Source organism: Shewanella sp. Choline-02u-19, assembly GCF_002836205.1.
Lineage (GTDB): Bacteria > Pseudomonadota > Gammaproteobacteria > Enterobacterales > Shewanellaceae > Shewanella.
In genome coordinates this window covers 2,430,668-2,446,125 of the sequence record NZ_PJBE01000013.1, presented here as the reverse complement: position 1 = coordinate 2,446,125, position 15,458 = coordinate 2,430,668, and the positions used below count along the sequence as shown (strand labels likewise).

The 15,458-nt window shown below is 45.3% G+C and carries 9 protein-coding genes; 8 read left to right on the top strand and 1 reads right to left on the bottom strand.

The window, feature by feature from the left end:
• Nucleotides 1-30: 30 nt before the first annotated feature.
• The 3 genes from CXF83_RS17280 (at nucleotide 31) to CXF83_RS17270 (ending at nucleotide 2,304) form a co-directional block, all read left to right on the top strand.
• Nucleotides 31-468, top strand: a complete 438-nt coding sequence (locus CXF83_RS17280) for a cupin domain-containing protein (protein WP_101090573.1) — start codon at nucleotides 31-33, stop codon at nucleotides 466-468.
• Between the two features lie 127 nt (nucleotides 469-595).
• Complete coding sequence (locus CXF83_RS17275; protein WP_101090574.1) at nucleotides 596-1,588, top strand: transposase; 993 nt, start codon at nucleotides 596-598, stop codon at nucleotides 1,586-1,588.
• A 281-nt stretch (nucleotides 1,589-1,869) separates the two neighbouring features.
• Complete coding sequence (locus CXF83_RS17270; protein WP_232775139.1) at nucleotides 1,870-2,304, top strand: GNAT family N-acetyltransferase; 435 nt, start codon at nucleotides 1,870-1,872, stop codon at nucleotides 2,302-2,304.
• Nucleotides 2,305-3,128: 824 nt separating this feature from the next.
• On the opposite strand, the gene yiaY is transcribed toward CXF83_RS17270, so the two are convergent.
• Complete coding sequence (gene yiaY, locus CXF83_RS17265) at nucleotides 3,129-4,277, bottom strand: L-threonine dehydrogenase (RefSeq protein WP_101090576.1); 1,149 nt, start codon at nucleotides 4,275-4,277, stop codon at nucleotides 3,129-3,131.
• Between the two features lie 446 nt (nucleotides 4,278-4,723).
• Here yiaY and malQ point away from each other — a divergent pair, with 446 nt between their 5' ends.
• The 5 genes from malQ to glgC are packed head-to-tail and all read left to right on the top strand — an operon-like array spanning nucleotide 4,724 to nucleotide 15,389.
• Nucleotides 4,724-7,036: a 4-alpha-glucanotransferase gene (malQ, locus tag CXF83_RS17260; RefSeq protein ID WP_101090577.1), complete on the top strand. Its 2,313-nt coding sequence runs from the start codon at nucleotides 4,724-4,726 to the stop codon at nucleotides 7,034-7,036.
• Complete coding sequence (gene glgB, locus CXF83_RS17255; RefSeq protein ID WP_101090578.1) at nucleotides 7,029-9,299, top strand: 1,4-alpha-glucan branching protein GlgB; 2,271 nt, start codon at nucleotides 7,029-7,031, stop codon at nucleotides 9,297-9,299. The genes malQ and glgB overlap by 8 nt, the downstream gene beginning before the upstream one ends.
• Before the next feature lie 3 nt (nucleotides 9,300-9,302).
• Nucleotides 9,303-11,540, top strand: a complete 2,238-nt coding sequence (glgX, locus tag CXF83_RS17250) for a glycogen debranching protein GlgX (protein ID WP_101090579.1) — start codon at nucleotides 9,303-9,305, stop codon at nucleotides 11,538-11,540.
• Nucleotides 11,537-14,068 carry a glycogen/starch/alpha-glucan phosphorylase gene (locus CXF83_RS17245; RefSeq protein WP_101090580.1) on the top strand — a complete coding sequence of 844 codons (2,532 nt, stop codon included), beginning with the start codon at nucleotides 11,537-11,539 and terminating at the stop codon, nucleotides 14,066-14,068. Before glgX ends, CXF83_RS17245 begins: the two co-directional genes overlap by 4 nt.
• Nucleotides 14,069-14,123: 55 nt before the next feature.
• On the top strand, nucleotides 14,124-15,389 hold the full coding sequence (gene glgC / locus CXF83_RS17240) for a glucose-1-phosphate adenylyltransferase (RefSeq protein ID WP_101090581.1): 1,266 nt from the start codon (nucleotides 14,124-14,126) through the stop codon (nucleotides 15,387-15,389).
• The last annotated feature ends 69 nt before the right edge of the window (nucleotides 15,390-15,458 follow it).

Here is a 15,458-nt window from a genome sequence, read left to right as displayed (position 1 = left end):
TGAACAAGACGAAATTAGGTGGAGGTCAAAATGAGATACAAACATGTTAAAGCTGGCAAAGCTGAAAGATACTATCTTGATCAAGGTGAAATGACTTCAATTCTTGCCTCTGGTGCTGACACCGATGATCGTGTTTCTATCTTTGATAGCAAACTTCCCAAAGGCAATGAAGCTCCTTGGCATTACCATGAAATTGATGATGAGATATTTTATCTGATTTCAGGGGAAATTGAATTTGGTGTAGAAAATGAGGAGTTTGTTGCAAGTGCAGGTGATCTTGTTATTGCAGGGCCTAATGTAAAAAGGCGTTTTAGGGCAATCACAGATAGCCATTTACTCGTTATAAATGCACCGTCAGGACCTTCTGAGGGTTTTATTAGGGATATTTCAACATTCAGCCAAGATAACCAGCCAACAGATTCAGACAGGCAAGCGTTTATCGATAAGTATAGAATTCATATAGTCTAGCTATTAAAGCTTCATAAAAGCTAATTAATAAGGGTAACAAACAGTAAAATACATAGACACCCATAGTTAATAGCAATAAGAACGACCTTCAACTAAGCTTTGCAAGAGCATTTAACAAGGAGGTTGTATGCCCCGTCCAAGACGAACGCTAATTAGTATCGAAGACACACCTTACTATCATTGCTGTAGCCGTGTAGTACGGCGTGCCTTTTTGTGTGGTGATGATAAATACACGGGTAAAAACTATGACCACCGTCGAGGCTGGGTTGAAACGCAAATATTGAAGCTTACCGAGGTGTTTGCTATTGATGTGGCGGCTTATGCCGTGATGAGTAATCATTTGCATGTTGTGCTTTATATTGACCTAGAAACCGTGAATAACTGGTCAGATAGAGAGGTTGTTGAGCAATGGCATAAGCTTTTTAACGGTACTACATTGACTCAAAAGTTTGCTAAAGGTGAAGTGATTGATGAACACCTAGTTGCTCAGTTAAAGCATCAAATAGCGATTTACCGCTCAAGACTCAGTGATATCTCATGGTTCATGAGATGCTTGAATGAACCAATAGCCAGACAAGCCAATCTTGAAGATAATTGCACTGGGCATTTTTGGGAAGGGCGATTCAAATCCCAAGCTTTGTTAGATGAAGCAGCCGTATTGGCCTGTATGGCCTATGTTGAGCACTTTTTGCCAATAGATAGGCCAATCCGTGCGAAGATGGCTTGTACGCCAGAGCAATCAGACTTCACCAGTTTAAAACTAAGAGTCACCGCAGCGCTTAAAGGTCAACAACCGAGCAAGCTATTAGCCTTTATTGGCAACGAGCGAGAGCACCAGGTAAAAGGTATTGCTTTCTCGCTGAAAGACTACCTTGTATTGGTTGACGAAACAGGCAGGATTATCCGTAACGATAAACGGGGGGCTATATCTTCGAATGCAGAAAAAATCCTGAGTCGATTAAATATCCCAGCGGCAAATTGGGTAAAAATCACCACCGAGTTTGGGCAACTGTTTCACGGCCCAGTCGGGACGTTGCAAGAGCTAAGTAGCTACTGTGAACACTTAGATAAGCGACGACGGCACTTTTCAAATAGTTGTCAGTATATGCAAGTAAACTAGCCTAAAGACCGTAACTTCAAGAACACTCTTCTCTGTTAATGCACAGGGTTAACAATCCACGCCTTAAAACTCACTAATCTCTGTTAATTCACTTCTTTTCCGGCATTTATTCGCGCCACTCTGTTGAAAATGGTTCAAGTACTTCTTTGATAGACGTCAATCGTTGATATTGGGTTGAAAGCTAGTTATGTTATTGATTAACAATGGCTGGCTGGTATAAGCCTTACGCTTAAGCGGGCGTTATGTGTACTTAATCATTTACTATATGAAGTGAGATAAACGTGAGAATTGTTGTAAGTAATGACGCAGAGTCAATAAAAATATCACAGGAAATCCGCAATGAAGTATTTGTTAAAGAGCAAGGAATACCGTTACATTTAGATCTCGATGGGTTGGACGCTAATTCATACCATTCGTTAGTTTATATTGATGGTATAGCAATTGGTGTTGCAAGATTGGCTTTAGTCGAAAATAACAATGCAGTTATGGCTAGAGTCGCTATCAAAAAAAATTATAGAGGCAAGGGGATTTCAACAAAACTTGTGGATTCATTAATAACTAAGGCTAGGGAATTAGGCATCAACAGCATTGAAATTCATGCCCATGAATACCTAAAAGAATATTACGAAACGTTTGGATTTCATTACATTAAACAAGTTGAAAAAGTTGGTGAGCATCAATTAATTCAAATGTGTTTAAATCAAACTAACACATAACAAGCACTTTAAACGTAACAAAAACAGTTAGCTACGTCCCGCTTCGCTCAACAATTTTAACCAACTAAATTTTGTCTATTAACGAGGGCGTTACCGCATATCCGATTGCCACACTTTCCCTAATGGTAATCGTAGATTTCAGAGCTTAACCATTAACTAATTTTTGTCCATAAACGTGCTGAAAGTGAGCAGGCTATAGGGTCACGGGCTCAATTTCTTTAAGGCGCCAGTCTTTGTCGCATCGATCAAAACTTAAGATGAGTTCAGTTCCTTTATCTGAAAACGTATAGATAAATGATCAAACTTTATTGAGTGCCGACAACGGACTCGCAGCATGGATGTTTCGCTTAAGCGTTCATAGATGAGTTAACATTTTTTGGTGGAATATTGAATAGCACGAGCTGTTGGTAAATGTAAAGGGGAGCATAGAGTGGAGGGATTGACTGAAAGGAAAAAGCCCACTCCGAGGAGTGGGCTTTTAAGCTGGCTTTAACTTTTGCAGGGAAAAAGCGAACACTTTAATTATATCGTAACTGTAGCAATTTGTATCATTAAAATCGATCGAAAACCACTTGAAATCGCCTATCTATAGGCTTTTTTACTGATTTTGAGATATTTGTATATCTGGAAATCTTCTCAAAGCACATCTCATAAAGAACTCGGCGTTAAGTTAAGTAGATTTTTTACTCAAGCTTTATAATCTGCTTTAAATTAAGCAGTAGATTGAAACGGCAATGAAAGATAACAAGCTCTGCCAAGGGAGTGTTGACAAGCTTGCTACCGCTTCACCTTTTACTTAACCAATACTCAGTTCAAGCCTAACGCTATAAAGCGTTAGTAAAGATCTGACAGATCTCTTCATGGGTTGCTTGTTTAGGGTTGGTGAATCCACAGGCATCTTTCAATGCATTGTCTGCTAGCGTTGGAATATCTTCAGCTTTTACACCAAGCTTTGTTAGGTTTTCTGGGATTTTGACAGCAACAGATAGCGCTTTAATTGCTTCTAATGCAGCTGCAGCTCCCTCTTCATCGCTCATTGCAATGACATCGACACCCATCGCTTTAGCAACGTCTTTTAAGCGTTCAGGTACCACTTGTGCGTTGTAGGCTTGTACATGCGGTAATAACAATGCGTTACATACGCCGTGTGGCAGGTCATAGAATCCGCCTAACTGGTGCGCCATTGCATGCACATAACCTAAACTCGCGTTGTTAAATGCCATGCCTGCTAAGAACTGTGCATAAGCCATTTGCTCACGTGCTTGAATGCTTTGACCATTTTCAACCGCTTCGACAAGGTTACCTTGGATAAGCTCAATGGCTTTAATCGCACAGGCATCCGTGATTGGGTTTGCAGCAATTGAAACATAAGCTTCGATTGCGTGAGTGAGTGCATCCATACCTGTTGCAGCTGTTAAGCCAGCAGGTTTGAGCAGCATCAATTCAGGATCATTAACGGATAAAAGTGGCGTTGTATTTTTGTCGACGATGGCCATTTTAATGTGGCGACTTTCATCAGTGATGATACAAAAACGCGTCATTTCACTTGCTGTGCCAGCTGTAGTGTTAATCGCGACAAGTGGTAGTTGTGGCTTAGTAGACACATCCAGACCTTCATAGTCTTTAATGCTGCCACCGTTAGTTGCCACTAATGCGATGCCTTTAGCGCAATCATGAGGAGAACCACCACCCAGAGAGATGACAAAGTCACAATCATTTGCTTTGAGCAGCTCAAGGCCAGCTTCAACGTTACCAATAGTCGGGTTTGGTTGTACACCATCGAATACTACCGCTGCAATACCATTGCTTGCGAGCTTATCCGTGACTTGAGCAACCAGTCCGATATTAACTAAAGGCTTGTCTGTCACAATTAGAGCATTCTTAAAGCCAAGATCTTTGATATCTGCAATAGCTTCGGTAACCGCGTCTTTGCCTAAGATATTGACAGATGGGATAAAAAATTTAGCAGCCATAAAATTCACCTATACGCTTAATGTTAAAAGTTGTTATATCTTCTGGTAATTAAAGTACCAATACTGATGCGATAAAGGTGTGATCTGGCTCTTAATTAGCCCTTAAACTAGTGGAAATGACTCCAAAATTCGATCTAGGTAGCTAATTCTGTAATTTTATGACGTTGACAGCTGCTAATTTCATCATTCAACCCCCTTTATGTGGCCCAAGTGCTCTTTATTGAAGCACTGTTGCGTTTTTTTTGTGCAAAAAGCCAATCACCCTATGTCTAATTATCATTTTATAACTGAGGAGGCAACGAGCGATTGCTGGTTTAAGTTATTGATTTTCATTAGCAGAGAATTGTCACCTCATTGAAATAAAACTGTCTTTAAGCTGTTACTTGTTGTTGGCATGGTTACTGCTCCATCTAGAGAGTGGGTCACTAAATTCAAGGAAGACAAGTATGGGGCTAGAGAAGTTACTGTATTTGCAAGGTGTCGGTGCCGAGTTTGTCAGTTGTAGTGGTGAGAATATCTATACTCCAGAACAAGATCGCATCGGGATTTTACGCTGCATGTTGGATGCTGGTATTACTGACAACCAACAACGCCTTAGCGATGATATGGTTGCGAGCAAAACCTTCGAGCTCGATGCACTGCCATGGACCCAACCATTGCCGAGTTTTCAGCACTGCAGTATCAATGCGCCTTTGCTCAGCCTTTATTTGCCAGAAAATACCAATGACTTGCTGAATATTCGTCTACAACTTGAAAGTGGTGACGTTTATCAATTCTCCCTTTATGCCGCTAAGCTGCACTGTCACATTGGCGGTTTGGTCAATGTAGTGGGTAATTATCAAATGGGTGCAGTGGCATACCTGCATTACCAATTGTCGATGACTCAAGCGCTGTTGCTGTCTGCTCTTGTGCGCACTGAGCCAATGTCCGGCGCTGAACTTCCTTATATTGGACTCGGTTATCATCGAGTAAGTATTGAGTTGGAAAACTCCACCATTAAAGGCGAGGCCGTTTCTGGTACTTGGTTAGTTGCGCCCGCAACGACCTATCAAGGCAGTCCTAGTCGCACAACGTTAAACGATAGATTGTGGGGCCTTAGCATTCAGTTGTTTAGCCTACGCAGTGATACCCAGTGGGGTATTGGTGATTTTGCTGATCTGTTATCTCTCATTGCCGTCGTCGCCAAAGAGGGCGCGAGTTTCATCCTACTTAACCCTTTGCATGCGCTTGATATTGCAAGCCCGCAAACTTGTAGTCCCTACAGTCCATCTGATCGACGCCGGTTAAACCCGCTCTACATTAATATTGAGATGGTGCCTGAATTTGAGTTGTTATTGCGACAAAAGGCTAAAGGGACAATTGACTCGGGTGATGTTGAATTTGAATCCGAGTTATTGGCAACTAAGGCGCTGGTTAACGCGACAGATTGGCTCGATTATCGTTTGGTCAGTAGCCACAAATACCGTATTTTTACTCAGTTATATCGGTTGTTTGTATCAGGTCATGTTGAGCCTATGAGTGCGCGGGCACGACGCTTTAACGCTTTTATCGCCGAAAAAGGCGAGGCGTTAATGCAGTTCTGTGATCAGCAGGTGGCTGACACACAAAGTTTAAGCGAGTTTGAAGGCCTAGATAACCGCTTTTTTGCCTATCTACAGTTTGTTGCTGAGCAGCAATTATCCCAATGCCAAGGACACGCTAAACAGCTTGGAATGTCGATTGGCTTAGTACGCGATCTCGCTGTTGGCGCCGCGGCAAACAGTGTTGAAGTCCAAGCGGGTAATAATCCCTTTTGCCAACAAGCCAGTATCGGCGCGCCGCCAGATCCATTTGCACCCCAAGGTCAAAACTGGGGGCTGACTCCGCTCGATCCTATTGCCCTTAAACACAGTGGCTATCAACATTTTATCTATCTGTTGCGGGCCAATATGCAGTCTTGTGGTGCGCTGCGGATCGATCATGTGATGTCGCTGTTGCGCCTATGGTGGTGGCCCGCATCTGCGGCACAGGGTAATGGCGCCTACGTTTATTATCCACTGGATGCGTTACTGGCCATTTTGTGCATTGAAAGTCAGCGAGCACGCTGCCGCGTCATTGGTGAAGATTTAGGGCTTATTCCGCCTGAGATAGTCAGCAAACTCTTTGATGCGGGTGTGCTGTCAAATGATCTGTTCTATTTCAGTAAGCAAGATGATGCTTTTACCTTGCCCGAAAACTATAAACCGCAAAGCTTGATGATGCTGGCTAATCACGATGTGCCGCCGTTATTGGCTTGGTGGCAAGCCGATGATCTTCATCTTAGACACAAGATTGGCCTTATCGACACTGACACTGATAAAGACAGTCATCTTCAACATGCGCTGTCACATCGTCAGCATGAAAAGCAGCAATTACTCACGCTGCTGTGTAATGCAGGCGCATTGAGCCATAGCGATATCAACACCACCGACTATTCAACATTATTGCCGGCTTGGATCTCCGTTTGCGCTGCGGGTACTGCCGGATTGTTTAGTGTGCAGTTGAGCGATCTAGTGCAAGACAATCAACCGGTAAATATCCCTGGTACTTGGCTTGAATACCCCAATTGGCAGCGACGTATGCCAGTTACGCTTGAAGTCTTAGCCGCTGCGACGAGTGTTAAGGCGCTGTTTAAACACCTTAGGCTGGCGCGAGCATCCGCGAGTGTAACCGATGCTCAAACTCCACCTTGCCCGACAACATTGTCACCACAATCTAATGGATTAAACCGCTATGACTAACAACGCTCCCGAATTTCAACATGGTTCCGCTGTCGCCTTGCTAAACGGTGAGTTTGTCGATGTGTTTTCGCTATTAGGGATGCATGCAAGTGATAACAGTAAATCACTTACGGTGCGTTGTTTTTTACGTGGCGCGGTGAGTGTTGAGGTGATTTGCATTAAAACGTCTCGCAAAGTGGCCAGTTTAACTAAAGAGAATGATGAAGGCCTGTTTAGCGGCAAAATGGGCCGCAGAGTTAAGCCATTTCTCTACAAATTGCGAGTTCAATATCCTTTATCTGAGGTCGATATTGTCGACCCTTATCAATTTGACAGTTTACTCGCTGCTGATGACCTCTATCTTTTTGGCGCAGGAGCTCAGCAACAAGCTTATCGATTTATAGGGGCTAATTGGCGTGAATGCCAAGGCGTTGCTGGTGTGCTGTTTTGTGTTTGGGCACCTAACGCTAAACGGGTTTCTTTAATCGGTGATTTCAACCATTGGGACGGCGCTGTTAATGTGATGCGCCAGCATCTTGCTAACGGTGTTTGGGAGATTTTTGTGCCCAATGTGGCGGCTGGTGCTTACTACAAATTTGAGATCATCGATGCCAATGGCGCTTGCATCGAAAGAGCCGACCCATATGCCAAAGCGATGCAACCCGCCCCGGGTAATGCCTCGGTGGTGAGCAGTGCAAAGGTTCATGTTTGGCAAGATGAACAATGGCTTGCTGAGCGTAGCCAAAAGGTGTGGCATCAAGCGCCCATGTCCATCTATGAAGTGCACTTAGCCTCTTGGCGCAGGCAAGGTGATGATGGTGCTAAGTATCTTGATTATGCAGCACTAACGCTGCAGCTGATCCCCTACCTACTTGAGATGGGCTTTACGCATCTGCAGTTAATGCCAATCAGCGAGTATCCGTTCGACGGTTCTTGGGGCTATCAGCCCGTGGGGCTGTATGCGCCGACTTACCGTTTCGGAGATATGAATGGCTTAAAAGGCTTTATTGATGCTTGTCATCAAGCAGATATTGCGGTGCTGCTTGACTGGGTTCCGGCGCACTTTCCAAAAGATCCCCATGGATTATGTCAGTTTGATGGCACGAGCTTGTATGAGCATGCCGACCCGCGCCAAGGTGAACATCCTGATTGGGATACATTGATCTACAACTATGAACGCGGTGAGGTACAAAGTTATCTGTTGAGTAACGCTTGCTACTGGCTGGAAGAGTTTCACTTTGATGGGCTAAGGCTCGATGCCGTGTCTTCAATGCTGTATTTAGATTACAGCCGAGAAGCGGGGCAGTGGTTACCCAATGCTAATGGCGGGCGAGAAAATCTAGCCGCTATTAGCTTTCTACAAAATTTGAATCAACGCGTTTATAGCTGCTTTCCAGGGGTTTGCATGATAGCCGAGGAGTCGACAGCTTGGCCTGGGGTAAGCCATATTATCGACCAGCCGTTAGCAGAGTCGGCGTCGATAGATAGCAAAACGCAACATAATTTGGGCTTTGGCTTTAAGTGGAATATGGGCTGGATGAATGACAGCTTGGGTTATTTACAACGCGACCCTATCCATCGACAGCACCACCATCACGAGTTTAGCTTTAGCCTTGTGTACCAATATACCGAGCAGTTTATCTTAGCGTTAAGCCATGATGAAGTCGTCCATGGTAAAGGCTCATTACTGCATAAAATACCGGGAGATGATTGGCAGAAATTTGCCACGTTAAGGGCTTATTACGGTTTTATGTGGGGTCACCCGGGCAAGAAGTTGTTGTTTATGGGGGATGAGTTTGCTCAGCGAGATGAGTGGAACCACGATGTGAGTTTGGATTGGCACTTACTGCAGTACGCGCCTCATTCGGGGATGCAATCTTGGGTCAAAGATTTAAATCAGCTCTATAAAGCATCCTCTGCACTGTGGTTAAAAGATTGCGACCCCAGCGGTTTTAGCTGGTTAGATTGTGATAATGCTGAGTCGAGTATTTTCAGTTTTATCCGCTATGGGGCTGATGACACTGATCAAAGTGAGGGGAGTCATAATAGCCCGCTGGTGTTTATCGTTAATATGACGCCAGAGGTGCATTACGGATTTAGAATTGGGCTTGCTGACAATAGCGATGTTGTTGAGAAGCTTAACAGTGATAGCGCATTTTATGGTGGCAGTGACGTTGGTAATCAAGGTGTTATTAGCGCAGAAGCTAGCCCTTACCAAGGGATGCCTTATAGCGCGCTGGTGACGGTTCCGCCGCTGTCGTGCTTAGTCATAGGGAAGGCGTAAGTGATGCAAACCACAGTAGGGCGGCCTTACCCACTCGGTGCCACGGTAGATGAGCATGGCGTTAACTTTGCCCTGTTCTCAGCCCACGCCACAGCGGTAACCCTGTGTGTGTTTGATAGTGCAGGCGAGAATGAACTTGCACGTTATCCGTTGACGCAAAAAAGCCAGCAAGTGTGGCACCTGCATATTGAATGTTCGGACAAGGCGTTGGTTTATGGTTATCGAGTCGATGGTCCTTACGAACCCCATTCTGGTCACCGCTTTAATGCCAATAAATTACTGCTCGACCCATACGCCAAACAATGGCTGGGTCAATTTATTGAACATCAAAGTCACTATGGCTATTGCGCTGATCATGCCTTAGAAGATCTCTCTTTTGACGAGTGTGATAACGCGGCTTATATGCCTAAATGCAAAGTGGTTGATACCTCCTTGCTATCTGCTATCTCTCCTTTACGCGCGTCAGCAACGCCTATTACTAATGATCTCAACGGCCACATTATTTACGAGCTACATGTTAAGGGCTTTACCCAGCTTTGCGGTGAGATAGAGGAGTCAATTCGAGGCTCATATTTGGGGTTGGCGGAGCCTAATGTGCTGCGTTACTTAACGGAATTAGGGGTTACCTGTGTTGAGCTATTGCCGGTACACAGTTTTATAAGTGAAGCATTTCTACAAGATAAACAACTGACTAACTATTGGGGCTATAACAGCTTAAGTTTTTTTGTGCCTCAGCATCAATATCAAAGTGACTCTCCCACAGCCCCAACACCTATTGAACAGTTCAGAAACATGGTGAGTGCACTGCATGGCGCTGGTATCGAAGTGATTTTAGATGTGGTTTATAACCACACCGCCGAGGGCAACCGTCTTGGACCTACCTTGTGTTTTAAAGGTATCGATAATCTGAGTTATTACGGGCTCCTCCCGAGTGATAAACGGTTTTATATCAACGATACCGGCTGTGGTAATACGCTCAACATTAGTCACCCCAAAGTCTTGCAGTTGGTCATGGACTCGCTGCGTTACTGGGTCGAGATTATGGGTGTTGATGGTTTTAGGTTTGATTTAGCCAGTTGCCTAGGTCGAGAAAGCCATGGTTTTGATAAAGGCGCCGGATTTTTCGATGCGATAGCGCAAGATCCTGTACTGAATAAAGTCAAACTGATCGCCGAGCCTTGGGACATTGGGCCTGGAGGCTATCAGTTAGGGGGGTATCCGCAGGGCTGGAGTGAATGGAACGATCGTTATCGCGATACCGTGCGCCGCTTTTGGCGCGGTGACTTTGGCATGCTACCTGAATTGGCTCGCAGGCTACATGGTTCGAGCGACTTGTTTGAACATGCTGATAGAGGGGCAAGTTCGAGTATCAACTTTATTACCAGTCATGACGGTTTTAGTCTGCACGATCTGGTGAGTTACTGCCAAAGGCATAATGATCCTAATGGTGAACAAAGCCGCGACGGGCATCAAGAAAATCACAGCCATAATTATGGTGAAGAGGGAGAAAGTAACAGCGCTGCTGTTAACGCACTGCGCCAGCGCCAGGTGAGAAACATGCTCACCACATTAGTCTTGTCGCAGGGCGTGCCGATGCTGCTAGCGGGAGATGAAATAGGCCACAGTTTAAACGGTAACAACAATGCTTATTGCCAAGATAACTCGACCAATTGGCGTGACTGGTCAAATACTGCCGAGCAGCGCAGTTTACTGCATTTTGTAAAACGTCTGATTGCGATTAGAAAGCGTTTCTGTGGTTTATACCCTCAGCATTTTATTCACCAAAACGTATCGACAGACGGCGGTGGGCTAGGTTGGTTCTGTCGGCAAGGCGAACCGATGAATAAGCTGCAGTGGGGCGATGCTCACACGCGCAGCTTAAGCTTGGTACTTTGCGGTGAGGTTGCCGCTGAACATTCAATAGCGCCAGAGCAGCAGGCGTTACTGTTAATGCTTAATGCTGATGATCAAAGCTTGGTATTTAATGCCCCGAGTATTGAAGGTTACAGCGAGTGGCACTGCTTATTACACACCCAAACCGATGATGACATAACGTCGAGTACCGTCGCCATGGAGGGGACTGCTCCCTTTGTGCACCAGGTCTTTTCTCAGCCAGAGCTGGGCTTAACCAACACTGAATCAAAAAGAGACACTTCACCTTCAGCTTTCACTCAGAGCTATCAGCTCAAAGAGCGAAGTGTGATGTTGTTCTATGCCCAACTTAAAGGAGCAACCGCATGACTGCACCTGTAAAGACGACTACCACTAAAGCCAAATCAACAGCAAAACTCACAAAAGCCAACAAGACGAAGGTCACTTTGGTGAATGATAAGCCGACTGAAAATAGCCCATGTGAGCCTTGCGATGCATTTCATCTGGTGATGGCGCGGCATATTAATAATGGTTTAACGCGTGATGAGTATGAAAAACAGGACTTGTTTCAAGCGCTGGCGACCACGGTAAAAGAGCAGATGTTAGCCCCTTGGCGACAAACTCGAATTGATGATGTTGCGCAACAACGTAAGCAGGTGGCTTATTTGTCACTGGAGTTTTTGATGGGGCGCGCGCTGGGCAATGCGTTGCTTAATCTCGATATTGAGCAAACCACTCGTGATGCATTAAAGGATTACGCAGTAACGCTTGAAGAGGTTGAGCAACAAGAGCATGACGCTGGGCTAGGTAATGGTGGTTTAGGGCGCTTAGCGGCCTGCTTTTTGGATAGCTGCGCCAGTATGAACTTGGCGGTGACAGGCTATGGCATTCGTTATGAATATGGCATGTTTGCCCAAAAGCTGGTGGACGGTTTTCAAGTAGAGCGTCCGGATCGCTGGCTTAGAGAGGGGAATCCTTGGGAAGTCAGAGCCGCACAACATAATGTTAAAGTGCCTTTTTTTGGCCGAACCAGCAGTTATATCGACCCTAATGGACGCTGTAATGTCACTTGGGTTGATAGGCAAGATGTGCTTGCTGTGGCTTTCGATATGCCAGTGCCGGGTTATCAAAATGGTCGTGTTAATACCTTAAGATTGTGGAAAGCGGAAGCGACCGATGATTTCGACCTCACTGAGTTTAACCAAGGGGATTACAGTGAAGCTGTGGCACGCAAAAACATGGCTGAGCAGATCACCATGGTGCTCTATCCAAATGATGCCAGTGAAAACGGCAAGGAGTTAAGGCTACGGCAGCAATATTTCCTGTCGTCTGCCAGCTTACAAGACATTCTTAACACTTGGGTTAGTCTGCATGGCAATGACTTTAGTGATTTTGCCACGTTCAATGTGATGCAACTTAATGATACGCATCCTGCTATCGCCATACCTGAGTTGATGCGTTTACTGGTTGATGAGTACTTCCTTGAATGGGATGACGCATGGCAGGTTACAACGCAGACCATGGCCTATACCAACCATACATTGTTACCTGAGGCGCTGGAGCGCTGGCCGGTAAAAATGATGCAGCATATGTTACCGCGGATCATGGAGATCATTTTTGAGATAAACGCGCGCTACTTAGAGGTTGTCGCTCATCAGTGGCCAGGCGAACCGGTAAAGCTGGCTGATATGTCAATTATTGAAGAGGGCGATGAGCCGCATGTACGCATGGCGTATTTAGCCATTGTGGCCAGCTTCTCTATCAACGGTGTTGCCGGTTTACATACTCAGCTGCTGACCTCTGGTTTGTTCAGCAATTTTTATCAGCTTTGGCCTGAAAAGTTCAACAATCGAACCAATGGTGTGACCCCAAGGCGCTGGCTTGCACAGTGTAATCCTAAGTTAAGTGCATTGATCTGTAAGCGCTTAGGGGATGAATGGGTGACTGATTTAAGTCACCTAAATGCGCTTAACGCCTTTACCGATGATGTGGCGTTTATCAAAGAGTGGGCGGATGTTAAGCAAGCCAATAAAGTGGTGTTGCAACAGTTGATCCGCACCGAGTGCAATGTTGAATTTGATCCGGAGATGATGTTCGACGTACAGGTTAAGCGTATTCATGAATATAAACGCCAACTGCTTAATATCTTGCACGTTATCCATCTCTATCAACAGATTAGGCTGGGTAATACTGACAACTTAGTGCCGCGTTGTGTGCTTATTGGGGGCAAAGCCGCGCCAGGTTATGCGATGGCTAAACTGCTGATTAAATTGGCCAACAACGTTGCACACATGGTTAATTCTGATGCGGTTGTTAGCCCATATCTGCGATTTGCCTTTTTGCCTAATTATAACGTCAGTGCAATGGAAAAAATTTGTCCGGCAACGGATCTGTCTGAACAGATCTCAACCGCAGGTAAGGAAGCTTCAGGTACTGGCAATATGAAATTTATGATGAACGGTGCGCTGACCATCGGCACCCTAGATGGCGCCAACGTTGAGATGTTGGAGGAGGTGGGCCATGACAACTTTTTCCTATTTGGGCTTGATGCCAGTGAAGTCACGCAATTGCGACAGGACGATCAATATCAACCACAGTCGTTTATCACCGCTTCTAGCGCCTTATCAGGGGTGATGGAGTTATTAGAAAGTGGTCACTTTAACCTGCAAGAACCCGACATTTTTGCCTCTATTATCAATAGTATTAAAAACCCTGATGATCCCTGGATGACTGCGGCTGATTTTGAATCTTACCGTCTAGCGCAAGTCGAGGCGGCTAATAGCTATAAAGATCAATTGAGTTGGACACAAATGAGTATTAGAAATACCGCGGCCAGTGGTCGCTTCTCAAGTGATATGACTATCGCTGGATACCGCGATGAAATTTGGAGAGCGTGATGAGCATTCAGTTAATAAAGAATATCAATAACGTACGTTCAAGGAGTGAACCAGTATGAGCAATGATCCACGCTACATTAGTAATTTAACGCGCGATACCTATGCCATTATTCTTGCGGGTGGCAGGGGCTCTAGGCTACATGAACTCACCGAATGGCGTGCTAAGCCGTCACTGTATTTTGGAGGTAAGTTTAGGATCATTGATTTTCCATTATCGAACTGCGTTAACTCCGGGATCCGCCGTATTGGGGTGGTGACGCAATATAAGTCACACTCGCTTATCCGTCATGTTATGCGGGGCTGGGGTCATTTTAAGAAAGAGTTGGGCGAATCGGTTGAGATTTTACCGGCCTCACAGCGCTACTCTGAAAACTGGTATCAAGGCACTGCCGATGCTGTGTTTCAAAACATTGATATTATTCGCCACGAACTACCGAAATACGTGATGATTTTGTCGGGAGACCATGTTTACCGCATGGACTACGCGGGACTTTTAGCCACGCATGCTGAGTCGGGGGCAGATATGACCGTCTCTTGCCTAGAAGTGCCCACGCCTGAAGCGGCTGGTGCATTCGGTGTTGTTGAGGTCGATGAGTCTGGACGGATCTTAGGATTTGAAGAGAAGCCTGAATTACCAAAACACCTACCTGAAGACCCTGAAAAGTGTTTAGCGTCCATGGGCAACTATGTATTTAACACCGAATTTTTATTCGAGCAGCTTAAACGTGATGCGCAAAATGAGAACTCTGAGCGCGACTTTGGTAAAGATATTATTCCGTCGATTATTGAAGATCACAAGGTCTTTGCCCATCGATTTAGAAGCGCATTTCCAAATGAAGAGGCTTATTGGCGCGATGTCGGTACGCTCGATTCATTCTGGTTGTCGAATATGGAGCTATTGTCGCCCACGCCAGCGTTAAACTTATACGATGCTAAATGGCCTATTTGGACCTATCAAGAGCAGCTACCGCCAGCAAAATTTGTCTTTGATGATGACGACAGACGTGGCATGGCACTCGACTCGATTATTTCGGGTGGCTGCATTATCTCTGGCGCAACGGTGCGGCGCAGCGTGCTGTTTAATGAGGTGAGGGTTTGCTCATACTCATTGGTTGAAGACTCCGTGATCCTGCCTGACGTGGTGGTGCTTCGAAACTGCAAGATTAAAAATGCCATTATCGATCGCGGCTGCATCATTCCAGAAGGCAGTGTGATTGGTTATAACCTTGACCATGATCGCGCCAAAGGTTTTAGAGTTTCCGAGAAAGGTGTGGTGCTGGTTACGCGAGACATGTTGGGTCTGCCAGTGGGGTACGAGTAAACGATGGCAAATGAACAACCAGCAGCTAATGTTGCAAGCCATATCACTGGCAACAAAACACATCAATAT

Excerpts from the sequence above, each read along its gene's own strand:
- CXF83_RS17245 (WP_101090580.1), top strand. The coding sequence starts at position 11,537 with ATGACTGCACCTGTAAAGACGACTACCACTAAAGCCAAATCAACAGCA.
- yiaY (WP_101090576.1), bottom strand. The coding sequence starts at position 4,277 with ATGGCTGCTAAATTTTTTATCCCATCTGTCAATATCTTAGGCAAAGAC.
- malQ (WP_101090577.1), top strand. The coding sequence starts at position 4,724 with ATGGGGCTAGAGAAGTTACTGTATTTGCAAGGTGTCGGTGCCGAGTTT.
- CXF83_RS17275 (WP_101090574.1), top strand. The coding sequence starts at position 596 with ATGCCCCGTCCAAGACGAACGCTAATTAGTATCGAAGACACACCTTAC.
- glgC (WP_101090581.1), top strand. The coding sequence starts at position 14,124 with ATGAGCAATGATCCACGCTACATTAGTAATTTAACGCGCGATACCTAT.
- glgX (WP_101090579.1), top strand. The coding sequence starts at position 9,303 with ATGCAAACCACAGTAGGGCGGCCTTACCCACTCGGTGCCACGGTAGAT.
- CXF83_RS17280 (WP_101090573.1), top strand. The coding sequence starts at position 31 with ATGAGATACAAACATGTTAAAGCTGGCAAAGCTGAAAGATACTATCTT.
- glgB (WP_101090578.1), top strand. The coding sequence starts at position 7,029 with ATGACTAACAACGCTCCCGAATTTCAACATGGTTCCGCTGTCGCCTTG.